Below are 21,771 nucleotides of genomic sequence, written 5' to 3' on the forward strand. Positions count from 1 at the left end.
GGATCTTGCGCTTCACCGCGACGAAGACCTTGACCATCTTCATCACGCCGGGCGGAAGCTCGTCGCCCCGCTGCAGCTTCTCGACCTTGTCGAGGAAGCGCTGCTCGAGCATCTTCTTCGACTCGTCGTACTGCTTCCGCATGGCCTCGATCTCGGCCATCAGCTTGTCGTTCGGCGAGGCAAACTGCCACCATTGCGACCGCGGATACTCGTCCAGGATCGCACGGGTGATCTTAGTGTCCTTCTTGAAGCCCTTCGGCCCCGCAACGCCCTGACGGCCGTCCAGCAACTCGGCCAGTCGGCCGAACACGTTACGGTCCAGGATCGCCTGCTCGTCGTCGCGGTCCTTGGCAAGGCGTTCGATCTCCTCGCGCTCGATCGCCAGCGCACGCTCGTCCTTGTCGACGCCGTGACGATTGAACACGCGCACTTCCACGACCGTGCCCTGCACGCCGGGCGGCACGCGGAGCGAGGTATCGCGAACGTCGGAGGCCTTCTCGCCGAAGATGGCGCGCAGAAGCTTCTCTTCCGGCGTCATCGGGCTTTCGCCCTTCGGCGTGATCTTGCCGCACAGGATGTCGCCCGCACGCACTTCCGCGCCGATATAGACGATGCCGGCTTCGTCGAGGTTCTTCAGGGCTTCTTCCGACACGTTCGGAATGTCGCGCGTGATTTCTTCCGGCCCGAGCTTGGTGTCGCGCGCCATCACCTCGAATTCCTCGATGTGGATGGACGTGAACACGTCGTCGCGCACGATGCGCTCGGACAGGAGGATCGAGTCCTCGAAGTTGTAGCCGTTCCACGGCATGAACGCGACCAGCACGTTCCGGCCGAGCGCCAGTTCGCCGAGCTCGGTCGACGGACCGTCGGCGATGATGTCGCCCTTCTTCACCACGTCACCGACACGCACCAGCGGACGCTGGTTGATGCAGGTGTTCTGGTTCGAGCGCTGGAACTTCATCAGGCGATAGATGTCGACGCCCGGCTTGGTCGGGTCGGTCTCTTCGGTCGCGCGGATGACGATACGCGTTGCATCGACCTGGTCGACCATGCCGGTGCGGCGGGCACCGATGGCAGCACCAGAGTCACGGGCAACAACGCCTTCCATGCCAGTACCGACGAACGGTGCCTCGGCGCGAACCAGCGGCACCGCCTGGCGCTGCATGTTCGAGCCCATCAGCGCGCGATTGGCGTCGTCGTTCTCGAGGAACGGGATCAACGCCGCCGCAACCGAGACGAGCTGTTTCGGCGACACGTCCATGAAGTCGACCTTGTCGCGCGGATAAGGCGCGACGTCGCCGGCATGGCGGCAGACGATCATGTCTTCGGTGAAACGGCCCTTATTGTCGATCGGCGCGTTCGCCTGCGCGACGGTGTAGCGGGCCTCCTCCATCGCCGAGAGATAGATGACCTCGTCGGTGACGCGGCCGTCCTTCACCTTGCGATAAGGCGTCTCCACGAAGCCGTACTTGTTCACCCGCGCATAGGTCGCGAGCGAGTTGATCAGACCGATATTCGGGCCTTCCGGGGTCTCGATCGGGCAGATGCGGCCGTAATGGGTCGGATGCACGTCGCGCACTTCGAAACCGGCGCGCTCGCGGGTCAGACCGCCCGGTCCGAGCGCCGAGAGACGCCGCTTGTGCGTGATCTCGGAAAGGGGGTTGGTCTGGTCCATGAACTGCGACAGCTGCGAGGAGCCGAAGAACTCGCGCACGGCTGCAGCGGCAGGCTTCGCGTTGATCAGGTCCTGCGGCATGACAGTGTCGATATCGACGCTCGACATGCGCTCCTTGATCGCGCGCTCCATGCGCAGGAGGCCGATGCGATACTGGTTCTCCATCAATTCGCCGACCGAGCGCACCCGACGATTGCCGAGATTGTCGATGTCGTCGATCTCGCCCTTGCCGTCACGCAGATCGACCAGGGTCTTTACGACAGCGAGGATGTCCTCCTTGCGCAGCACGCGATAGGTGTCCGGCGCATCGAGGTCGAGGCGCATGTTCATCTTCACGCGACCGACCGCCGACAGGTCGTAACGGTCGGCATCGAAGAACAGCGACTGGAACATCGCCGACGCGGTGTCGACCGTGGGCGGCTCGCCCGGGCGCATCACGCGATAGATGTCGAACAGCGCGTCCTCACGCGTCATGTTCTTGTCGACGCTGAGCGTGTTGCGGATATAGGCGCCGACATTGATGTGATCGATGTCGAGGATCGGCAGTTCCTTGATGCCGAGCTCGTTGATGGTCTCGAGCAGCTTCTCGGTGACCTCTTCGCCGGCTTCCGCGTAGATTTCGCCGGTTTTATTGTTGACCAGATCCTCGGCGATATAATGCCCGAGCAATTCCTCGTCGGTCATGCGGAGCGCCTTCAGGCCCTTCTCCGCAAGCTGACGCGCCTGACGCACGGTGATCTTCTTGCCGGCGTCGACCACGACCTTGCCGCTGTCGGCGTCGACCAAGTCGTTGATTGCCTTGTAGCCCTTCATGCGGTCGGCATCGAAAGGCACGCGCCAACCTTCCTTGGCGCGCTTGTAGGGCACGATCTTGTAGAAGGTCCGGAGGATTTCCTCGCCGTCCATCCCAAGCGCATAGAGCAGCGACGTCACCGGGATCTTGCGGCGACGGTCGATACGCGCATGCACGATGTCCTTGGCATCGAACTCGATGTCGAGCCAGGAGCCGCGATAGGGGATGATGCGGGCAGCGAACAGCAACTTGCCCGAGGAATGGGTCTTGCCCTTGTCGTGATCGAAAAACACGCCGGGCGAGCGATGCATCTGAGAGACGATGACGCGCTCGGTGCCGTTGACGACGAACGTACCGTTGTTCGTCATCAGCGGGATGTCGCCCATATAGACATCCTGCTCCTTGATGTCCTTCACGGAGCGGGCGCCAGTCTCCTCGTCCACATCGAACACGATCAGGCGCAGCGTAACCTTCAGCGGCGCCGCATAGGTCATGCCGCGCTGACGGCACTCGTCAACGTCGTATTTCGGGGGATCAAACTCGTAGCTGACGAAGTCGAGCTGCGAGGTGTTGGAAAAATCCTTGATCGGGAAGACGGATTTGAAGACCGCCTGCAGGCCCTCGTCGGGCCGCCCGCCCGGAGGCGGGGTGACCAGCAGGAACTGGTCGTAGGACGCCTTCTGAACCTCGATGAGGTTCGGCATCTCCGCCACTTCCTGAATTTTCCCGAAAAATTTCCTAACGCGCTTCCGACCGATAAATGTCTGCGTCTGCGCTTGCGCCATCGTGTCTTTCTCTCGTCTGTCGCTATGGAGACAGCCGGGACGACTCTCCGAACGGCCGCCATCATCGCGGCCATCAGGACAGGCGTCGGGGTGCCTGCGTTCTAGATGATTCGAGCCAACTCGAACCAAAGCATGCGGCCGCTTAGCGGCACGATAAGGGGATGTGGGACCGTATATGGGTCCCACACCCCCTGTGTCTAGGGCCAATCGGAGGATTCGGGCGGAAATGTAAAGATTTCCGACCCGGTTCCCCTCACATTGACGTCAAATCCTGGCCAGGAGCCTATCGCGACCGGGAACCGGCTTCGCGAAGCCCTCGCCTTGGATCCCAGCAAGCAATCGCTTACTTCAGTTCCACCTTGGCGCCGGCCTTCTCAAGGGTGGCCTTCATCTTGTCGGCCTCTTCCTTGTTGACGCCTTCCTTCACGGGCTTCGGCGCGCCTTCGACCAGATCCTTGGCCTCCTTGAGGCCCAGGCCGGTGAGAGCACGCACTTCCTTGATGACCTCGATCTTCTTGTCGCCGGCCGAAGCCAGCACGACCGTGAACTCGGTCTTCTCTTCGGCAGCAGCGGCACCGCCGCCGGCACCCGGAGCAGCGGCAACAGCAACCGCAGCGGCGGCCGAGACGCCCCACTTCTCTTCGAGCATCTTGGCGAGGTCAGCGGCCTCGAGGACGGTGAGCGACGAGAGGTCGTCGACGATTTTCTGCAAGTCAGCCATGGTCTTATCCTATTGTTCGAACCTGATTATTGAAGATGTCACGCCGCGTCTTTGCTGGCATAGGCCTGGACCACACGCGCCACCTTGGCGGCCGGTGCGGACACGACCTGCGCGATCTTGGTGGCCGGTGCCTGAATGAGGCCGACGATCTTGCCGCGCAATTCGTCGAGCGAAGGCAGCGAAGCGAGTTGCTTCACACCATTCACATCCAGGGCGGTCTTGCCCATCGCTCCGCCCAGGATCACGAATTGCTCGTTGGCCTTGGCGAAATCGGTGGCGACCTTCGGTGCCGCGACCGGATCGTTTACGGAGTAAGCGATCAGGGTCGGCCCCTTCAGAAGGGGCACGATGGAAGCGGCATCGGAGCCATCAAGAGCGATCTTGGCGAGACGGTTTTTCGCGACCTTCACCTGTGCGCCCGCCTGCTTCATCTGCTGTCGCAGGGTCTGCATCTGGGCGACTGTGAGGCCGGAATAGTGAGCCACCACGACCACCTTGGAAGCCGTGAAGACCTCCTTCAGTGACGCAACGGACTCCTGCTTTTCCGCTCGATTCACAAGCTCTCTCCGGTTGGCGAGCCCTTGCGGACCCGCCGGTTGCGATTGCCGTTCAGCCCGGGAAAGAATTCGAGGGCGGAACGGCGCTTGCCAGTGCCTGCCCTCCGCGCCGCCGAAGCATGCGTGGAAACGAAAGGTTCGAACCGGATCCTGGCTTGACCCCACGCCAAGAGGCGGCGGGGAAGCCCGAATCTCGTCTCTCACCCGTCTGTGCTGGCAGCCGTCATCGTGCGATGGTGGCGATTAAGCGGGGTAACCCCGCACCGGCAGTCTCGGACAGGACGCGTCAGGCCCAACGTTGGACCGGTAACGCGCAGAGGCGCGCCGGCAACCGGCACGCCTCATGGGCGCTCTCCTACCCGGAACCGCAGGAATTGCAAGTCCGAATTGTCCTTGGCGGGCAGACCACCCGTGAGGCGCTGCACGGAGCGGGAGCGAAAATGCACGGAGTGGTGCTTGCCGGGCCATGCGGACCTGCGACATTCCGGCCCGGTGCGATTCGGCACCTTCGAACCCGGAACATCCCATGAAACGCATTTTGCTGGTTGCGACGGCCGCGCTGCTGTCCGCAACCCTCTCGGCCCAAGCGCAACGTCTCGATGTCTCGACCGTCAAATGCAAGGACTTCATGTCCAGCAACACCGAAAACATCGCCTTCATCATGATGTGGCTGCAGGGCTATTACAGCGCCGAGGACTCCTCGCCGGTGATCGACTTCGACAAGATGAAGAAGGACGGCATCAAGATCGCGGAATATTGCGGCAAGAATCCCGACGACAGCCTGATCACGGCAGCGGACGAGACCATCGCCGAGTGATGGAATGCGGCGCGGCGTTGCGGCATAGTTTCCGCCAAGAACAGACCATGCTCATGGAGGAACTATGCCCGCGCATCCCGGCCGCATTCTCGTCACCCATGTCGGCAGCCTGATCCGGCCGCCGAAGCTGGTCGAGCATCTGCGAAGGACCGAGGCGGGCGAGGCCTATGACGCGGCCGCCTACGAAGCCTGCCTGAAAGACTCCATCGATGAGGTGGTCCGACAACAGGTCGCGGCCGGGATCGACATCGTCAGCGACGGAGAATTCTCCAAAGGCCGCAACTGGGCGTTCTACGTCCACGAGCGGCTGTCGGGCCTCACCACGCGTCCACTCACAGCCGACGAGGCAAAGGACCCGTTGACCCAGGCCGGCGGCGGCAACGACCGCGCGGCCTTCCCGGAATTCTACGCCGAATACGACGCCGCCACGGGGCTTGGCAAACGGCTCGGCAACCGCTTCGTCTGCAATGGCGAAATCAAATATGTCGGCCAGCAGCAGGTCGCGCGCGACATCGAAAACCTTAAATCGGCGGCGACGAAGGCAAATGCGGTGGACGCGTTCCTTCCGGTGGTTGCGCCTGCCAGCGCCCTGCCCGGCGGCAAGAACGAATTCTACGAGGACGAGGAGAGCTACCTGTTCGCGCTCGCCGATGCGCTGAATGTCGAGTATCGCGCGATCGTCGATGCCGGACTGATCGTGCAGATCGACGATGCCTTCCTGCCCTATTGGTACGAGAAGATGGTGCCGCCGATGTCGCTTGGCGAGTACCGCAAATGGGCGGCGCTTCGTATCGACGCGCTCAACCACGCGCTGCGCGGCATCCCCGAAGAGCGCTCGCGCTATCATCTGTGCTGGGGCAGTTGGAACGGCCCGCATGCCTTCGACGTGCCCATGAAGGAGATCGTCGACCTGATGCTCAAGGTAAAAACCGGCGGCTATCAGTACGAAGCGGCCAATCCGCGTCACGAGCACGAATGGGAGGTGTGGGAGAGCGTCAAACTCCCCGAAGGCAAGACGCTGATCCCCGGCTGCGTCAGCCACGCGACGAATATTGTCGAACATCCCGAACTGGTCGCGCAACGGCTGGTGCGTCTCGCCAAGCTGGTCGGCCGCGAGAATGTGATGGCCGGCACCGATTGCGGCTTCGCGCAGAGCCCGTTCGCCAAACGCGTGCATGAGAGCATCATGTGGGCGAAGCTGCGCTCGCTCAGCGAAGGCGCGGCGATTGCGTCGCGCAAATTGTGGGACACGCGCGACGCGGCGTGAAGCTGCGTGTTTCGTCATCACACAATCCGCACGGTCTCGCCGCACTGTCTCGTCGCTATCGTCAAGCCGTCGTCACACTCCGGCTGCGGCGCATGAGTTCGATGCTGGAATGTGCGCATTCATCCTTGCGATGACGGCTTCGCTCCCTAGGTGAAAAAAAGGCTGCGCGCGAGGTGGCGCAGCCCTGAACCAAAGCGGAGGACTGAGATGAAACTCACAACCGACCAGGTACAGCGGACCCTTGACCAGTTTGACGCACAGCCCATTCCGGAGAACCACCCCGTCATCACCGAACTGACCGGGCTGTTCGGCGAGCACACATTCTTTGTCGATGGCCAGGGACTCAATATCGTCGAACCAGCGGAGGGCAACAACGGTCAGGCGATGGCTCGCGTCATCAATCTGGCGGACTGGACCGACGCCACCCGCACCCGTCTTGTTCCGCACGAGCCGCAATCGCGCGATATCGAATTCGCCCTCGCCGCCTGAGCAAAAAAAGCGCCTCCCCACCGGGAGGCGCTTTCGCGAGATGCGGCAACACGTGCAGCGCTGCCCCCGACTTCAGTCCGCCGGACAATGCGCGCCGGTATCGACCCAGGCCTGCATCAGCGCACCAAACTCTTTCTGCGTGCCCGGCGCCGGCGTGCGGCCGGCTCCAGGATTCCAGCCCCAGCCGACGAGATGATCCTCGGCTGAATGATGCACGATCGCGGCGAGGTCCTTTCCGCCGTTGCGCGCGGGATCCTTGAGCTGGCGGCAGATATGGCCGAGCGACATGCCCTCCCAGGCCATCTCCTTCGGCGCAAGGTGCCATTGCGGATCGCCCGGCACCCGTGCCGGATCGAAATTCGCCTCGTGGTGGCAGGTCGTGCATTGCATCGCCGCCACGCCCATGCCGGCCTCGCCGCGCACGACCATCGGCTGATGCGGACGCATCTGATCGGTCTGCAACGGGCTGTCACCGCGTGGATGACAGTTGACGCAGCGCGGATGGGTCAGCACCTTGCCGGCTTCCTCAAACAAGGCCACCGAGCGCCGCTCGGAATCGGCTATCCGGCTGAAGCTGGACACCGGCTGCAACGTCTGCCGCTCCGACGCGGCACGCGGCTGGCCGGATGACTGCTGCGCGCTGATAACGATCGCTATTGCAGCGATCGCACCGGCGGTTGACGCGGCGAACAGTGCGAACCTCATCACGCCACTCCCTTCACGAACGGCAATTGCCGCGGCCGCCCAAGACCAAGCCGCGCCATGGCGTTGGCGACGGCGGGGCCAATCGGGGGAACGCCGGGCTCGCCGACGCCGGTCGGCTTTTCCGTCGATTGCACAATCGCGACTTCGACGTCCGGCATTTCGTTGATGCGAAGCGAACGATAGCTATCGAAATTACTCTGCACCGGCCGGCCCTGATCGAGGGTCAGCTCGGCAAAGAGAATATGGCCGAGGCCGTATCCGATGCCGCCTTCGATCTGCGCGCGGATCACATCCGGATTGACGGCGACACCGCAATCCACGGCGCACCACACCTTGTGAACCCGCGGACCGTTGCGGCCGCCCTCGGACACTTCGGCGATCTGAGCCACGAAGGTGTTGAAGCTTTCGACCACTGCAACACCGCGCGCGCGGCCATTCACCGGCCCTGCCCCGTTCCACTGCGCAAGCTTTGCAACTTCGCGCAGCACATTCGCGGCGCGCGGATGCTTGCCCATCAACTCGAGCCGGCCCGCCACCGGGTCCTTGCCGGCCGCTTCCAGCAATTCGTCGATGAAGCATTCGACCGCATAACCGGTGTGGGTATGCCCCACTGACCGCCACCACAGCGTTGGCACGCCGACATCGGGGCTGTGCAGATCGCAACTGAAGTTCGCGATGTCGTACGGGATTTCCCGCGATCCCTCGACCGAGGTGGCATCGATGCCGTCCTTGATCATCGCGCCCTCGAGCGGCGAACCCTTCATGAAGGACTGCCCGACGATCGTGTTCGACCAGCCGACGATCCTGCCGTTCTCCACCGCGCCGCGCATGCGGTGCACGAATAGCGGCCGGTAATAACCGCCGCGCAGATCGTCCTCACGGGTCCACATCAACTTGATCGGGCGCTTCGGCCCGATCGCCTCGCCGGCGGCCGCAAGTTCGGCGACGAAATGCGACGTGGTCTGCGCGCGCCGGCCGAAGCTGCCGCCGGCCAGCATCGTCTGGATCTCGACCTGCTCGGGCTTCAGGCCGAGAACGCCTGCGATGGTCGCCTGTTCGAAAGTCTGGAACTGGCTGCCGAACCGCGCCAGCGCCCTCTCGCCGTCGAAGCGCAGATAGCCATCGAGCGGCTCCATGGGCGCATGGGCGAGATACGGAAAAATATATTCCGCCTCGACCACCTTGCTGGCCTTCGACAGCGTGCCCTCGGCATCGCCATGATTGCCGGCAACCATTCCGGGCTTGCGGGCCAGCGCGCGGTATTCGTCGAGCAATTGCTGGGTGCCGCGCTTCTCCGCTGCGCTATCGTCCCAGGTGACCTTCAGAAGTTCACGCGCCTTCAGTGCGGGCCAGGTAGCGTTCGCATAGACCGCAACGCCGCTCGGCAGAACCTTGACGTCGACCACGCCGGGCACCTTGCGGGCCTCGGCATCGTCCACTTTCTCGACCTTGCTGCCGAAGCGGTCCGGATGCGCGACCACCACCGTCAGCATGTCCGGCTCGCGGATGTCGAGTGTAAACTGCGCGGTTCCGTTGGTCTTTGCCGCGGTATCGAGCTTGTGGAGTCCCGTGTTCTTTCCTATCAGCTTGAAGGTCGCAGGATCCTTCAAGCGAACATTTCCCGGAGCGGTTAGTTTCGCCGCAGCATCGGCGAACTGGCCGAAGCGGCTTTCGCGCTTGCTCGCGGCGTGGCGGATGATGCCGCTATCGATCGTGATCTCCGAGACTGGCACCTTCCATTCATTGCTGGCAGCCTGCACCAGCATCGCCCGCGCGGTTGCGCCGGCCTGCCGCAACTGATCGTATGAATTGGCGATGGCGGTCGAGCCGCCGGTGCCCTGGATCGGGCCGAAGGCGGTGTTGTTGTAAAGCTTCGCGTCGGCTGGCGCATGCTCCGCCCGCATCTGCGACCAGTCGGCGTCGAGCTCCTCGGCAACGATCGTCGCGAGACCGGTGAATGGCCCCTGCCCGAACTCGATGTGTTTCGACAGAATGGTGACAGTGTCGTCGCCGGCAATACGAATGAATGCATTCGGCGCAAATACCGAGGGATTAGCAGCGCTGGCCGCACCGGACTGGGCACGAGCCTCGCGCGGCAGGTGGAAGGCGATCACCAGGCCGCCCAGGCCCTGCAGGAGCGAACGGCGCGACAGATTGCGTTGATGAATTGTCATACGTCAGCCCTCCAGCGACTTGGCAGCGTCGTGGATGGCCGCGCGGATGCGGACATAGGTCGCACAGCGGCAGATATTGCCGTTCATGGCGAGATCGATGTCTTTGTCACTGGGCTTGTTGTTGTCTTCCAGGAGCGCGACGGCGCTCATGATCTGGCCGGACTGACAATAGCCGCATTGCGGAACGTCGTGCGCGACCCACGCTCTCTGGACCGCCTGCGCTTCACGGCTCTGCAATCCTTCGATGGTGGTAATTTCGGAATCTCCAACAGCCGATACCGGCAACGTGCAAGACCGCAACGGCTGGCCGTTCATGAACACGGTGCAGGCGCCGCATTGGGCGATGCCGCATCCGAATTTCGTACCAGTCAGGCCTACCGCGTCGCGTATGACCCAAAGCAAGGGCGTGTCGGGAAGGACATCAACCGCCCTCGTCTGGCCGTTGATCTGCAACGAATAGGCCGCCATGCGCATTCTCCAGAGACGTTAAATCTGGAAGCGATGTAAACACCGGATACGTGACAACCAGTGCGCCGCAAAAAGTTTCCGCGCATGAGCGCCTAGACTTTGGTTTTGTCATTTTCTGCGGGCGCTTGCCTGTTTCTCCATTGCCGACGACGGCCAACACAAAAAAAGCCCGGCATCGCTGCCGGGCTTTGATTCAATATGTGTCGTTCTGAACGTGTCAGTCTGACGACGTGGCTCAGTCTGACTATCCGCCCATGACCGAATTCGGCTCGACCTTGAGGCCCGGGCCCATTGTGGAGGAGACCGAAATCTTCTGCACGAAAGTGCCCTTGGCACCGGCCGGCTTCGCCTTCTGTACGGCGTCTGCGAAAGCCTTGATGTTGGCGATCAGCGCATCGGCAGTGAACGAGGCTTTGCCAACACCGGCCTGAACGATGCCGGCCTTCTCGACCCTGAACTCGACAGAGCCACCCTTGGCGCCCTTCACTGCGTTGGCAACATCCATGGTGACGGTGCCGACCTTGGGGTTCGGCATCATGCCACGCGGGCCGAGCACCTTACCGAGACGGCCGACCAGCGGCATCATGTCGGGGGTGGCGATGCAGCGCTCGAAGTCGATCTGGCCGTTCTGTACCTTTTCGACCAGGTCCTCGGCGCCCACCACGTCGGCACCCGCGGCCTTCGCCTCTTCGGCCTTGGCGCCGCGCGCGAATACGCCGACGCGCTGGGTCCGGCCGGAGCCCGACGGCAGCGTGACCACGCCGCGCACCATCTGGTCAGCGTGACGCGGATCGACGCCGAGATTCATCGCGATCTCGATGGTCTCGTCGAATTTCGACTTGGCGCGATCCTTGATCATCTTCACCGCTTCGTCGAGCGCATAGAACTTGTCGCGGTCCAGACCTTCGACGGCTTTCTTGTAACGCTTGCCAGCCATGTCAGCCTCCCACCACGTCGATGCCCATAGAGCGGGCGGAGCCTTCGATCATCTTGGCCGCAGCCTCGATGGTCTCGCAGTTCAGATCCTTCATCTTCTGCTCGGCGATTTCCTTGATCTGGGCCTGCGTGATCTTGCCGGCCTTGTCGCGGCCCGGAGCCTTCGAGCCCTTCTCGATCTTCACCGCCTTCTTGATGAAATACGACACGGGTGCCTGCTTCATCTCGAAGGTGAACGAGCGATCCGCGTAGACCGTGATGGTCACCGGGATCGGCATGTTCTTTTCGAGCTTGGCGGTCTGCGCGTTGAAGGCCTTGCAGAATTCCATGATGTTCAGACCGCGCTGGCCGAGCGCGGGACCGATCGGCGGCGACGGATTGGCCGCCCCGGCCGGCACTTGCAGCTTTACATAGCCGGTAATTTTCTTTGCCATTCACTTCTCCTGTTGTGTGAGCCGTGATCTCAAAGATCCCGGCCCGGTTCAGGTGCCGTGGTGCGGATCCGGACGGTTGGCGGCCGCCCTCACCTCCCACGGCTCTCTCTTCTCGCCAGCAGAGGCGGGGACGAGAAACTCTCTTTAAACCTTCTCCACCTGCGCGAATTCGAGTTCAACCGGCGTGGCGCGACCGAAAATCGAGACCGCGACCTTCACGCGCGAACGAGCCTCGTCGACTTCCTCGACCGTGCCGTTGAACGAAGCGAACGGGCCGTCGGACACGCGCACCTGCTCGCCGACTTCGAACGACACCGACGGCTTCGGCCGGTCGATGCCTTCCTGAACCTGCTGGATCAGCCGGGTGGCCTCGCTCTCCGAAATCGGCATCGGCTTGTTGTCGGCGCCAAGGAAGCCGGTGACCTTCGGCGTGTTCTTGATCAGGTGATAGGCCTCGTCGGTGAGGTCGACCTTCACCAGAACGTAACCGGGAAAGAACTTGCGCTCGGTGTCGATCTTGCGGCCGCGGCGGACCTCGGTGACCTTCTCCTTTGGCACCAGGACTTCCTCGAACTGGTCGGCGAGTCCGCGCTGCTTCGCCTGCTCGCGAATGGATTCGGCGACCTTGTTCTCGAAATTCGAGTAGGCGTGAACGATGTACCAGCGCTTGGCCATGTCTATTGATTCCGTTTCGTGAGGCTCAACGCGCGATTGACAGGAGAGTGGTGATCAGAAGGCGGATCACCTGGTCAGCCAGCAGGAAGAAGATCGAGGAAACCGCAACCATCACGAATACCATGACGGTCGTGATCGCGGTTTCGCGCCGGGTCGGCCACGTGACCTTGTCGGTCTCGTCGCGTACTTCCTGCAGAAACTTGAACGGGCTGAACTTCGCCATCGTCAAAATATCCAAACGAGCCGTCCCGCCGCCGATCCCATGTATAAGGACAAGCCGGATTTTGGCCCTGTTTTTTGGGGGTACCGTCGCCGCGGATGTCCGTTGCCGGGCCGCGAAGCGTGGCGCCTAGCTACTGCCAAACCGGCCGGAAATCAAGGTTTGCTTATCCCGGCGGCAGCAAGGTACAGGACGGCCCTGATTAGCAACCCCAGGTTGAAATAACTGCAAAAATCGCCTCTCAGTATCCTGCGGACGCCCATCAATGGCCCGAGAATACCAGCGCCTTGACCGGCAGAACCAGAGCCTGCACCCGAAGCAGCATGGCATGCACCATGCCGACGGCGTCGACCATGTGCAGGAACAGCCATGATCCGAGGCCCAGTTTTCCGCTCGAAAGCCGCTCGTGGTTGCTCGTATAGGCATTGGCCATGCAGCTTGAGCCCCGCGTCACGCCGTCGAGCCCACCCTCGAACATCGGCTCAAGGAAGACCGTGATGGTGCCGGGCTTCGCCGCCTGCTGCGCATCGATGAGCTGCTCGCCGCCCCTGAACTGGCCGCTGGCGATATATTCCTGAACGTCGGTGACGACCATAGGGATGATGGTCATGGGCTTCGACGCGCAGGTCACTTCCGCGGTCATGCCGACCTTCATGACCTGCGCCTCGATCTGGGCGAAACCGGCCTGCAGGCCGGGCCGCCCGAGCTGCTGCGGAATAAGCACGCCGGCCGCCCGCATGAGCGGATTGACGATATCGCCCACCCGCAAAGCGAACTGCTCCACCTGCCCGGCAACTCCTGCATAGATCACGGTCTTGTCGAGATCGATCTGCGCCTGCCGAAGCGTGGCCTCAGCGGTTTCCTTCTCGGCTGGCAAGAGAGTCGACAGCCGCAGCCGCGCGGCCTGTCTTGCCGCCTCGGCCGAGGCCACCTGTCCCCTTCGCCCGTCGACGGCGGTCTCCAGTTTTTCGATCTCGCGCGCCGCGACGACATTCGGGTTGCGTTGCACAAGCTCCTGCTTGGTCCGCAATTCGTCGGTCGCCTGTTCGAGCGCGCTTCTGGCCTGCTGGATCTGGCCATCCGCAGCCACGATGTCGGCACCGGCGACCAGCATCTGCGCCTCGATCTCCTTGATGCGCCGGCGCGCGACGTCCACCGCCGCCTGCTGCTTGACGCTGTCGAGTCGCAGCAAGGGCTGCCCCTGTTTCACGAGGTCGCCGTTCTTGATCAGGACCTCGCTGACCCGCCCGCCGGTTTCCGGCAGGATCGGAATCGTCCGGAAGAACGACGTCACGAGGTTGGTGGACGGATGATAATAGAAGATGACCGTGATCAGCGCGACCGTCAGCATCAGACAGGCTGTGATGCCGTAGCGCAGCTCGAACCAGACCGAGAACAGCGTGATCTCCTTGCCGATCCGCTTACGCTGCACATAACGGCGGTACAGATAGTCCGGCAGGACGGTGAAGATCGAGCACAGCACGATTTCAAGCATGATCGCGCCTCACGCTGTCATGAGCGCGCATGATCTCCGATTCCGGCATTCGTTCGGGTTCGGGAGGCCTCTCGATATGCGCGATCGATTCAACCCCGCGTGCGATGCGTTGAAGCGGCGTGACGATGTCCGGAAAGTCGATCAGCGCCAGGATAAGGCCAGCGACCCAGAACAGATGGACGTGCGTGAACAGCGACAGCAATCCGAGCACCGCGACAATCTCGAATTGCAGCTTCTTGTGACCGAGCCGCTCCGGCAGCGAATGCAACCGGAAGAAAACGACGCCGATTGCAAACACTGTCGCGATCATGACCAGCGTCGTGATCACGAACAATGTGTCGGTCTGCCCCGGCGCGGTGATGAACCACGGCAAGTGATGAGACGCCGCAGGATGCTGCGATGCTGACACGATCCGGTCCCTCCCCAGGGGCTAGCGAACGCTTCAAAATTTCGAAACGCGGCTCAGTGAAATCCGGCGCACGATCGCGAGGCCATGGTTTTGTAGGTCGGGGCCCCTGATCCCTGCCGGCGTCGTACCAACTCTATTGATATCGTAGATCCCGCTTGCGGGGCTGAATTGCCAGTTCGCGAAGCCTTTTTCAAGAACAGCCTGAGCCGACAGCGCGCTACGCGCGACCCGGCAACGTATGACGTTCAAATCCGCTGATCCGGCGCCGGGGTCGGCAACGGCAAGGCAGTGATCTCTGCGGTCATGACGTCACGGCCACGCGCTCGATCGCACCAGGGATCATGTCGAGAAACGCCGAACCTCTGCCGACCTGCACGAGCGCCGCAATGCACCGGTAATTCGGTCGGACCATTTTCCGCGTTGGCAATAACGATGACAACAACATTCAGGCCGCCACGAAGAGGAAAAGTCGCAGCGTTCACTCACGCCGGAGCGCACGCGAGTACGGAACTCTGATCATTGTTTGACTTCCGATTGTCGCGGTTTAGGATTCAACCGCTGCCTGGATCAGGAGATGGGCGTAATGCTGTTCAATAAGAGCGGCCGCATGACCGGCGACAACCTGCGAGCCGAAATAGCGAAATCGAAATGGTTTCACGTCATCGACTTCGGCGACGGGATCAAAACACCGGGCTATTGCCCGGAGGCGCGATTGAAGAGCCAAGCCGAAATTGTGTTCAGCGAACCCGTGAAAGGGCGCTCGTTTCTGGATATCGGATGCTGGGACGGCTACTTTTCGATCGAGGCATACAAGCGCGGCGCAAAGCGGGTCCTCGCTACCGACTATTACATCTGGCACGGCGGATGGGGAAACCGGGCCTCGTTCGAGCTCGCCCGATCGCAGCTTGCACCGTCGATGGAAGTCAAAGAAATCGATATCATGGATTTGTCGCCCGAGACGGTTGGCACGTTCGACACTGTTCTGTTCTCCGGCGTACTCTACCACATGCGCCATCCGTTCCTTGCAATGGAAAAGGCGGCCAGCGTCACGAAGGACATGCTGATCGTCGAGACGCACATGAACGCGCTCGACGAAGCCCGGCCCGCGATGATCATGTATCCCGGAACCGAGTACAACAACGACCCAACCAATTGGTGGGGACCGAACAGACCTTGCGTCGAAGCGATGCTACGCGATCAGGGATTCCAGTGGATCAAATTCACGCAGCATCCCGAGTTGAAGGATCGGGGGATTTTTCACGCGCGACGCTCAGTTGCCTGATCGACAAATATGACCACGCTCGAATCCGGATCGAGCTTTAGCGCTGCGCTGTAAGTGTTGGGTTCGACCCGCGTTTGACTTGAGCAAGTCGAGAGGCAGGGGATCGGAAGTTCAAACAAACCGCGAACGGCTCTGGTCTCGATATCTCAGGAAGGCACTGGCAGGAGTGGAGGGACTCGAACCCCCAACCCCCGGTTTTGGAGACCGGTGCTCTAGCCAGTTGAGCTACACTCCTACGGAAAGCGCCTGCGGCGGACCGCAAGGCCCGCCGCGCAGGGGATATGCCCCAGGGACCGGCACTTGGCAAGAGTTGCGGCCGCAGGAGCACGCCTCCCGCCCCCCTCCCCGACAGCGTCCGAGGACCGCCGCCGCGGCGCGCCTGCCGGTTGCGGCGGACAAGAATACCCGTCACCAAAATTTGCGCGGAGGAGCCCGCTCTTGGCCCCAAATGGCATGACCGCGGAAAATCGCCCTCGTATAGGTCGCCCAACGAAAAACTGGCATTGGGAGCACTCTATGAACGTCACACGCCGTACTGCCACCCTGGGCGGCCTGAGCCTTTTTGCCAGCACCGCCATCAGCTCACCCAGCCTCGCCGAACTGGGCTCTTTCCTCGGCATCCGCGAAGGCATCGAAGATTTCTGGCTCGCGACCGACGCCTACATCTATGGCTATCCACTGGTCACGATGGAAATGACGCGACGGATCATGACCAACGTCGCCAGTCCGCAAGGCACCCGCGCGCCGATGGGCCAGTTCGTCAAGGCCCGCAGCTACCCCGACGCGTCCTTCCGTGATGTCACCGCACCGAACGCCGACACGCTCTACACCACCGCATGGGTCGATGTCGGCAAGGAGCCCTGGTTGCTCAGCATCCCCGACATGAATGACCGGTACTACCTGTTTCCGATGCTGGACGGCTGGACCACCGTCTTTCAGGTTCCCGGAAAACGCACCACCGGGACCAAGGCGCAGACCTACGCGATCACCGGCCCCGGCTGGAAGGGCACGCTGCCGGCCGGCGTGAAGGAATATAAATCCGCCACCAACATCGTCTGGTTGCTCGGCCGCATCTACTGCACCGGCACGCCGGAAGATTACAAAGCCGTGCACGCACTTCAGGATCAGTGCGCGCTCGTCCCGCTATCGTCCTACGGCAAGCCCTATACGCCTCCGGCGGGAACGGTCGATGCGGCGCAGGACATGAAGACGGCGGTGCGCGATCAGGTCAACAAGCTGAGCGCGACCGAATACTTCACGCTGCTCTGTAAGTTGATGAAGGACAACCCGCCGGTCGCGGCCGACGCGCCGGCGCTCAAGAAATTCGAGAAGATCGGGATCGGCGCCGGCAAGGATTTCGATGCCGGCAAGCTGAACGCGGATTTCACCAAACGCATTCCGGAAGTCTCGCAGGACCGGATCATGCTGCAGTTCAAGATCAACCCGAACATCAGGGACGAACAAGGCTGGGCCTTCACCACCAAGACCGGCATCTACGGCACCGACTACCTCATGCGCGCGCTGATCACCGCCATCGGGCTTGGAGCCAATCGTCCTCAGGATGCCGTCTATCCGACCTCGCAGAAGGATGGCGAGGGCAAGGCTTATGACGGAGCCAACAGATACGTCATGCGCTTTCCCAAAGGCCAGCTGCCTCCCGTCAGAGGCTTCTGGTCGCTGACGATGTATGACGCGGATTATTTCTTCGTCGCCAATCCGCTGAACCGGTACTCGATCAGCCCGCGGCAGAGCCTGAAAACCAATCCGGACGGATCGACCGATCTGTACATCCAGAACGAATCGCCCGGAAAGGACAAGGAATCGAACTGGCTCCCCGCACCGAAGGGCAAGTTCATCCTGATGCTGCGCATGTATTGGCCCAACGAGAAGAACCCGTCGATCATCAACGGGTCGTGGAAAATCCCGGCGGTGAAGAAGGCCTGAGCCGCAAATGCATAACGCGAGCGGACATCATACCGCTCGCGTTGTGTCGCTCCCGGGTGCCATGGCTTGATGCTGGCTCTCTCTGCGAGCTTTCAGGATTTCAGCTCTTCAGCAGCCATGCCTTGTATTTTTCGGCGAAGCCGTTGACGACCCTGTCTCCGGGCGAGTTGGAGGCGTCATAAGCCGCCTGAACGATCACACCGGCCCACCCATTCAAGGCCGCCACCACATGTAACATCTCGGGATAGGCCGTGATCACGGCCCCGGACTTGGCGTCCACCAGCGTTACATCCGCGAGCATCCGATAGTCGCCGCCGACGACGACGCGCTGCACCGCACTGGACAGTTGGAATCCCTTGACGACAACTTCAGCGCGGACCGGTCTCTGGCCTCGTAGCGCCTCCCCCAATTGCATTTCCATCGCGGTCTTGACGCGCGCCTGCAGATGATTGCGAGCCCACGCCTTCGCTTCTTCGGTGTCTGTCGCAGCGTTGAGTTCGTAATTGGGAATGCGCTTGGCGGCCGCATATTCGGTGGTCAGGGCGTCGTATCCAACGATCCCTGCTTCGGCCGGCACGGTGACCCGAACCTCCGCGAGCCGAAAGGTTTGCACCTCGGCAGGCGACAATGGGCTCGGAGCGGTCGTCACACACCCGGCCATAATCGGGACGAGGCCGGCGAGCATCGTCACCAAACGCCAATTCACAAATTTCCCCAGTATGATAGCCACTATCGGCGACGACAACTTATAGATGCAGACCTTGCATGGTCAATGTTGCACGGACAAATCATCCCCACAGACGTTTGACGACAAAGACAAAACTGGTCCCGATCGCCGCGCGCGGCCGTTTTGGCCCGTCCGCTGCCGCTTCTCCCGAATGCGGTGCTTAACCCCGCGTTAACCCTGTTCCGGCACATTTATACCGCCGCGCAATGTCATGCGGCCCACGGAATCGATCACGATCCGCGGCGATACGGACCTTGGGGGGTGCGTATGCTCTGGCACTATCGCAGGCGTGCTGAGGAGTGTGCGTCGCGTATTTCCAGCACCAGAAGCGAATCCGTCCGGCAGAATTATCAGCAGCTGCTGATATCCTGGAACGCGCTGATCGAGGCCGAGGAAGCGCGGATGAAGCGCATGGCAGGCTTGCCGCAACGGGAAACCCGGCGGTCCGTGCGCGGCGAGCGCCCGCGGATCGAACTCGTTCACACAGCCTATGACGACCCGATCATCGACCGCCCGCTCATTTGAGCGTCCGCTTGCTTGATTTGAGTCAAGTCTCGCAGATTGCGCCCTCTCTAAGGTTCGTTTCCGCGAGGAGACGCCGGGAGGACGCCCATGAATGTACGCGAGCAAGTTTCCGAACGTGATGCGGAGGCGCTTCACGACACCTTCATGCCATCGATCCATCCGGTCGAATTCTATCAGCGCGACCGCTCGCTGCATCCGCCAGCTTACGCTCCCGGCTACAAGACCAGCGTCGGCCGCTCGCCGCGCAAAGCGCTACTGTCGCTGCAGAACTCGCTGTCCGAGATTACCGGTCCGGTCTTCGGCCAGAACGATATCGGGTTGCTCGATAATGACCTGATCCGCAATTACGCCAAGGATGGCGATCCGATCGGCGAACGCATCATCGTTCACGGCCAGGTGCTGGACGAGAACCGCAAGCCGGTCCCCAATACGCTGGTGGAATTCTGGCAGGCCAATGCCGCCGGCCGCTACCGGCACAAGAACGACACCTATCTCGCCCCGATCGATCCGAATTTCGGCGGCTGCGGCCGCGCGCTGACCGACGAGAACGGCTATTATTATTTCCGCACGATCAAGCCCGGCCCCTACCCGTGGCGCAACTACGTCAATAGCTGGCGTCCCGCCCACATCCACTTTTCGATCTTCGGCACGGGCTTCGCGCAGCGCCTGATCACCCAAATGTATTTCGAGGGCGATCCGCTGATCAAGATCTGCCCGATCGTGCACACCATCCCGGACGAAGCGGCGATCGACCGGCTGATCGCGCCGATCGACATGAACACGGCAATCCCGATGGATCTGCTCGCCTACCGCTTCGACATCGTCCTGCGCGGCCGCCGGTCGACCCTGTTCGAGAACCGGCTGGACGGCAACTGAACACAAAAATCGGATTCAGGAGAAACCCATGCCGCAAGCGCTCGGCTATCTGAAGGAAACCGCCTCCCAGACGGCGGGCCCCTATGTCCACATCGGGCTCATTCCGCATCAGGCCGGCTTCGATATCTTCCAGAACAACTTCGGCAACGTTGTTGCTGGCGCCGCCACCAAGGGTGAGCGCATCGTGATCGAAGGCCGCGTGTTCGACGGCACCGGCACGCCGGTGCGCGACGCGTTGATCGAGATCTGGCAGGCCAATGCCGACGGCCGCTACAACCATCCGGCCGACCGGCAGAAGAAAGCGCTCGATCCGGACTTCCGCGGCTGGGGCCGCACCGGCGCAGACTTCAAGACCGGCATCTACACCTTCGAGACCGTCAAGCCCGGCGCCGTAATCGGCCGCCACACCCGCATGATGGCGCCGCATATCAATGTCTGGATCGTGTCGCGCGGCATCAATATCGGCCTGCATACCCGGATGTATTTTTCCGACGAAGCCGACGCCAACGCGACCGATCCCGTGCTAAACTTGATCGAGCAGGAAGAGCGCCGTCAGACCCTGATCGCGAAGCGAACCAGCCGCGACGGCAAAACAGTCTACCTGTTCGATATCGTCTTGCAGGGGGACAATGAAACGGTGTTCTTTGACGTATAGTTCACCTGTCGCAATCGCACGGATAGCGGCGCTGCTCGCGGCGCTGTCCCTCGTCATGCACACCCGTGCACCGGCCAACGACCTCGCCGATCGGGGTCAGGCGCTGGCAGAGCGGCTCTGCGCGTCGTGTCACGCGATCGGACGGAGCGAGCGCAGTCCGATCGCCTCCGCGCCGGCCTTCCGCCGGATCGAGCCGCGGGTGGACCTGGAGCAGATGGTCGAACGCCTGCAGGACGGCCTGATCGCAGGCCATCCGGAGATGCCGGTCTTCATTTTGAAAGACGATGAGGCGCGCGGGCTGGTCGCCTATATGAAATCGCTGCGCGATCTTTAGCGCGTTTTCAAGCGAAGTGGGTCCCGGTTCGCGTTAAGAAAACGCGTCAACCCAAGACTCTAGACTGCCGCGGCCAGGCGACGGCGGGGAGCGCCGCTCTTGCGCGGTTGCTCGCTGCCAAGGAGCGTCCGCATCACGGCGCCGGCATCGTCGGCGACTTTCGGATTGCGCATCACCATTGCCGCGATAATCGCGCCGTCGATCAGCAGTCCGATCTGGTGGGCGAGCGCAGCCGGGTTCGGCAGATCCGCTTCCACCGCAAGCCGCTCGATCCGCGCCAGAACCAGACTTTTATGCTTGATGGTGATCGAACGCAGCCGCTCGTCTGCCTTGTCGTGCTCGCCGATCGCATTGATGAACGGGCAGCCGTAAAAGCGCTCCTCGGAAAACCATTCCTTGAGCAGCGGAAAAATCCGCAGCAGCTTCGTGCGCGGCGCCGCATTGCCGGCCTCGATTCCGCCGATGAACCAGTCACGCCAGCGCTGGCCCTCGCTCTCCAGCACCGCCTCGATCAGCCCCTCCTTCGAACCGAAGATCCGGTAGAGCGTGGTCTTGGCGGTCTTCGCCTGGTCGATCACGGCGTCCACGCCGGTTGCGTTGATGCCGTAGCGGCAGAACAATTCCGTAGCGGCATCCAGCAGGCGCTTGCGCGCGCTCTCGGCATCGTTGGCCAGGCGCGATTCCATTTCGGCTGCAGCGCTTTTTCCGCTCATGATTCATTCCTTAGCGCAGGATCGATCGAAACGGAATTGCTTCGCTCGCACCATCCTGCATGAGCGTCGCGCATGATGTGTGCCGCGCAAGGCAA

At 61.9% G+C, this 21,771-nt stretch carries 23 protein-coding genes and 1 tRNA gene; 9 read left to right on the forward strand and 15 right to left on the reverse strand.

The window, feature by feature from the left end; translation table 11 throughout:
• From rpoB to rplJ, 3 genes are all read right to left on the reverse strand, one after another.
• Positions 1–3,253 (reverse strand): DNA-directed RNA polymerase subunit beta (gene rpoB, locus AC5I5I_RS10810; protein WP_495972780.1); only part of this gene is annotated, 3,253 nt, incomplete at its 3' end.
• Positions 3,254–3,596: 343 nt separating this feature from the next.
• The gene (gene rplL / locus AC5I5I_RS10815; RefSeq protein WP_495972782.1) at positions 3,597–3,974 is read right to left on the reverse strand and encodes a 50S ribosomal protein L7/L12; all 378 of its coding nucleotides are present in this window, start codon (positions 3,972–3,974) and stop codon (positions 3,597–3,599) included.
• A 38-nt stretch (positions 3,975–4,012) separates the two neighbouring features.
• A complete protein-coding gene (gene rplJ / locus AC5I5I_RS10820; protein ID WP_495972784.1) occupies positions 4,013–4,531 on the reverse strand; it encodes a 50S ribosomal protein L10 in 519 nt (172 codons plus the stop codon).
• Between the two features lie 526 nt (positions 4,532–5,057).
• Between rplJ and AC5I5I_RS10825 the strand changes: the two genes are divergently transcribed.
• From AC5I5I_RS10825 to AC5I5I_RS10835, 3 genes are all read left to right on the forward strand, one after another.
• Entirely contained in the window at positions 5,058–5,348 is a 291-nt protein-coding gene (locus AC5I5I_RS10825; RefSeq protein ID WP_495972786.1) for an HdeA/HdeB family chaperone, read from the forward strand.
• A gap of 64 nt (positions 5,349–5,412) precedes the next feature.
• On the forward strand, positions 5,413–6,615 hold the full coding sequence (locus AC5I5I_RS10830; RefSeq protein WP_495972788.1) for a cobalamin-independent methionine synthase II family protein: 1,203 nt from the start codon (positions 5,413–5,415) through the stop codon (positions 6,613–6,615).
• A 207-nt stretch (positions 6,616–6,822) separates the two neighbouring features.
• A complete protein-coding gene (locus tag AC5I5I_RS10835; RefSeq protein ID WP_495972790.1) occupies positions 6,823–7,104 on the forward strand; it encodes a hypothetical protein in 282 nt (93 codons plus the stop codon).
• Between the two features lie 72 nt (positions 7,105–7,176).
• Here AC5I5I_RS10835 and AC5I5I_RS10840 read toward each other — a convergent pair whose 3' ends face one another.
• The 9 genes from AC5I5I_RS10840 to AC5I5I_RS10880 all read right to left on the reverse strand — a co-directional run bounded on the left by AC5I5I_RS10840 (position 7,177) and on the right by AC5I5I_RS10880 (position 14,620).
• On the reverse strand, positions 7,177–7,809 hold the full coding sequence (locus AC5I5I_RS10840) for an Isoquinoline 1-oxidoreductase subunit (protein ID WP_495972792.1): 633 nt from the start codon (positions 7,807–7,809) through the stop codon (positions 7,177–7,179).
• Positions 7,809–9,983 (reverse strand): xanthine dehydrogenase family protein molybdopterin-binding subunit, encoded by a 2,175-nt coding sequence (locus AC5I5I_RS10845; RefSeq protein WP_495972794.1) that lies wholly within the window; start codon positions 9,981–9,983, stop codon positions 7,809–7,811. Before AC5I5I_RS10845 ends, AC5I5I_RS10840 begins: the two co-directional genes overlap by 1 nt.
• Before the next feature lie 3 nt (positions 9,984–9,986).
• Positions 9,987–10,451, reverse strand: coding sequence for a (2Fe-2S)-binding protein (locus AC5I5I_RS10850; protein WP_495972796.1), 465 nt, complete (start codon positions 10,449–10,451; stop codon positions 9,987–9,989).
• 244 nt (positions 10,452–10,695) lie between these two features.
• Positions 10,696–11,388, reverse strand: a complete 693-nt coding sequence (rplA, locus tag AC5I5I_RS10855) for a 50S ribosomal protein L1 (RefSeq protein WP_495972798.1) — start codon at positions 11,386–11,388, stop codon at positions 10,696–10,698.
• A gap of 1 nt (position 11,389) precedes the next feature.
• Positions 11,390–11,821: a 50S ribosomal protein L11 gene (gene rplK / locus AC5I5I_RS10860; protein ID WP_495972799.1), complete on the reverse strand. Its 432-nt coding sequence runs from the start codon at positions 11,819–11,821 to the stop codon at positions 11,390–11,392.
• A 144-nt stretch (positions 11,822–11,965) separates the two neighbouring features.
• Entirely contained in the window at positions 11,966–12,496 is a 531-nt protein-coding gene (gene nusG, locus AC5I5I_RS10865) for a transcription termination/antitermination protein NusG (protein WP_495972801.1), read from the reverse strand.
• A gap of 25 nt (positions 12,497–12,521) precedes the next feature.
• Complete coding sequence (secE, locus tag AC5I5I_RS10870; protein ID WP_495972803.1) at positions 12,522–12,719, reverse strand: preprotein translocase subunit SecE; 198 nt, start codon at positions 12,717–12,719, stop codon at positions 12,522–12,524.
• Positions 12,720–12,978: 259 nt separating this feature from the next.
• Complete coding sequence (locus tag AC5I5I_RS10875; RefSeq protein WP_495972805.1) at positions 12,979–14,211, reverse strand: HlyD family secretion protein; 1,233 nt, start codon at positions 14,209–14,211, stop codon at positions 12,979–12,981.
• Positions 14,204–14,620 carry a hypothetical protein gene (locus AC5I5I_RS10880; protein WP_495972807.1) on the reverse strand — a complete coding sequence of 139 codons (417 nt, stop codon included), beginning with the start codon at positions 14,618–14,620 and terminating at the stop codon, positions 14,204–14,206. The genes AC5I5I_RS10875 and AC5I5I_RS10880 overlap by 8 nt, the downstream gene beginning before the upstream one ends.
• 607 nt (positions 14,621–15,227) lie before the next feature.
• Here AC5I5I_RS10880 and AC5I5I_RS10885 point away from each other — a divergent pair.
• Positions 15,228–15,902, forward strand: coding sequence for a class I SAM-dependent methyltransferase (locus AC5I5I_RS10885; protein ID WP_495972809.1), 675 nt, complete (start codon positions 15,228–15,230; stop codon positions 15,900–15,902).
• Positions 15,903–16,060: 158 nt separating this feature from the next.
• Here AC5I5I_RS10885 and AC5I5I_RS10890 read toward each other — a convergent pair.
• Positions 16,061–16,137, reverse strand: a tRNA-Trp gene (locus AC5I5I_RS10890).
• A 281-nt stretch (positions 16,138–16,418) separates the two neighbouring features.
• Between AC5I5I_RS10890 and AC5I5I_RS10895 the strand changes: the two genes are divergently transcribed.
• A complete protein-coding gene (locus tag AC5I5I_RS10895; RefSeq protein WP_495972811.1) occupies positions 16,419–17,846 on the forward strand; it encodes a DUF1254 domain-containing protein in 1,428 nt (475 codons plus the stop codon).
• Positions 17,847–17,946: 100 nt separating this feature from the next.
• Here the strand turns inward: AC5I5I_RS10895 and AC5I5I_RS10900 are convergent, their stop codons facing one another.
• Complete coding sequence (locus tag AC5I5I_RS10900) at positions 17,947–18,531, reverse strand: DUF6778 family protein (protein ID WP_495972813.1); 585 nt, start codon at positions 18,529–18,531, stop codon at positions 17,947–17,949.
• A 165-nt stretch (positions 18,532–18,696) separates the two neighbouring features.
• Between AC5I5I_RS10900 and AC5I5I_RS10905 the strand changes: the two genes are divergently transcribed.
• The 4 genes from AC5I5I_RS10905 (at position 18,697) to AC5I5I_RS10920 (ending at position 20,963) form a co-directional block, all read left to right on the forward strand.
• On the forward strand, positions 18,697–19,098 hold the full coding sequence (locus tag AC5I5I_RS10905; RefSeq protein WP_495972815.1) for a hypothetical protein: 402 nt from the start codon (positions 18,697–18,699) through the stop codon (positions 19,096–19,098).
• A gap of 144 nt (positions 19,099–19,242) precedes the next feature.
• Complete coding sequence (gene pcaH, locus AC5I5I_RS10910) at positions 19,243–19,974, forward strand: protocatechuate 3,4-dioxygenase subunit beta (RefSeq protein WP_495972906.1); 732 nt, start codon at positions 19,243–19,245, stop codon at positions 19,972–19,974.
• A 28-nt stretch (positions 19,975–20,002) separates the two neighbouring features.
• Positions 20,003–20,629, forward strand: coding sequence for a protocatechuate 3,4-dioxygenase subunit alpha (gene pcaG, locus AC5I5I_RS10915; protein WP_495972817.1), 627 nt, complete (start codon positions 20,003–20,005; stop codon positions 20,627–20,629).
• A complete protein-coding gene (locus AC5I5I_RS10920; RefSeq protein ID WP_495972819.1) occupies positions 20,619–20,963 on the forward strand; it encodes a c-type cytochrome in 345 nt (114 codons plus the stop codon). The genes pcaG and AC5I5I_RS10920 overlap by 11 nt, the downstream gene beginning before the upstream one ends.
• A gap of 59 nt (positions 20,964–21,022) precedes the next feature.
• Here AC5I5I_RS10920 and AC5I5I_RS10925 read toward each other — a convergent pair whose 3' ends face one another.
• Positions 21,023–21,676 (reverse strand): TetR/AcrR family transcriptional regulator, encoded by a 654-nt coding sequence (locus AC5I5I_RS10925; RefSeq protein ID WP_495972820.1) that lies wholly within the window; start codon positions 21,674–21,676, stop codon positions 21,023–21,025.
• Positions 21,677–21,771: the final 95 nt, after the last annotated feature.

It is taken from the genome of Pseudorhodoplanes sp. (assembly GCF_059499825.1).

Excerpts from the sequence above, each read along its gene's own strand:
- AC5I5I_RS10835 (WP_495972790.1), top strand. The coding sequence starts at position 6,823 with ATGAAACTCACAACCGACCAGGTACAGCGGACCCTTGACCAGTTTGAC.
- AC5I5I_RS10875 (WP_495972805.1), bottom strand. The coding sequence starts at position 14,211 with ATGCTTGAAATCGTGCTGTGCTCGATCTTCACCGTCCTGCCGGACTAT.
- AC5I5I_RS10845 (WP_495972794.1), bottom strand. The coding sequence starts at position 9,983 with ATGACAATTCATCAACGCAATCTGTCGCGCCGTTCGCTCCTGCAGGGC.
- AC5I5I_RS10830 (WP_495972788.1), top strand. The coding sequence starts at position 5,413 with ATGCCCGCGCATCCCGGCCGCATTCTCGTCACCCATGTCGGCAGCCTG.
- AC5I5I_RS10885 (WP_495972809.1), top strand. The coding sequence starts at position 15,228 with ATGACCGGCGACAACCTGCGAGCCGAAATAGCGAAATCGAAATGGTTT.
- rplA (WP_495972798.1), bottom strand. The coding sequence starts at position 11,388 with ATGGCTGGCAAGCGTTACAAGAAAGCCGTCGAAGGTCTGGACCGCGAC.
- AC5I5I_RS10925 (WP_495972820.1), bottom strand. The coding sequence starts at position 21,676 with ATGAGCGGAAAAAGCGCTGCAGCCGAAATGGAATCGCGCCTGGCCAAC.
- AC5I5I_RS10840 (WP_495972792.1), bottom strand. The coding sequence starts at position 7,809 with ATGAGGTTCGCACTGTTCGCCGCGTCAACCGCCGGTGCGATCGCTGCA.
- rplK (WP_495972799.1), bottom strand. The coding sequence starts at position 11,821 with ATGGCAAAGAAAATTACCGGCTATGTAAAGCTGCAAGTGCCGGCCGGG.
- AC5I5I_RS10895 (WP_495972811.1), top strand. The coding sequence starts at position 16,419 with ATGAACGTCACACGCCGTACTGCCACCCTGGGCGGCCTGAGCCTTTTT.
- pcaH (WP_495972906.1), top strand. The coding sequence starts at position 19,243 with ATGCCATCGATCCATCCGGTCGAATTCTATCAGCGCGACCGCTCGCTG.
- AC5I5I_RS10825 (WP_495972786.1), top strand. The coding sequence starts at position 5,058 with ATGAAACGCATTTTGCTGGTTGCGACGGCCGCGCTGCTGTCCGCAACC.
- nusG (WP_495972801.1), bottom strand. The coding sequence starts at position 12,496 with ATGGCCAAGCGCTGGTACATCGTTCACGCCTACTCGAATTTCGAGAAC.
- secE (WP_495972803.1), bottom strand. The coding sequence starts at position 12,719 with ATGGCGAAGTTCAGCCCGTTCAAGTTTCTGCAGGAAGTACGCGACGAG.
- AC5I5I_RS10850 (WP_495972796.1), bottom strand. The coding sequence starts at position 10,451 with ATGGCGGCCTATTCGTTGCAGATCAACGGCCAGACGAGGGCGGTTGAT.
- pcaG (WP_495972817.1), top strand. The coding sequence starts at position 20,003 with ATGCCGCAAGCGCTCGGCTATCTGAAGGAAACCGCCTCCCAGACGGCG.
- rplL (WP_495972782.1), bottom strand. The coding sequence starts at position 3,974 with ATGGCTGACTTGCAGAAAATCGTCGACGACCTCTCGTCGCTCACCGTC.
- AC5I5I_RS10900 (WP_495972813.1), bottom strand. The coding sequence starts at position 18,531 with ATGCTCGCCGGCCTCGTCCCGATTATGGCCGGGTGTGTGACGACCGCT.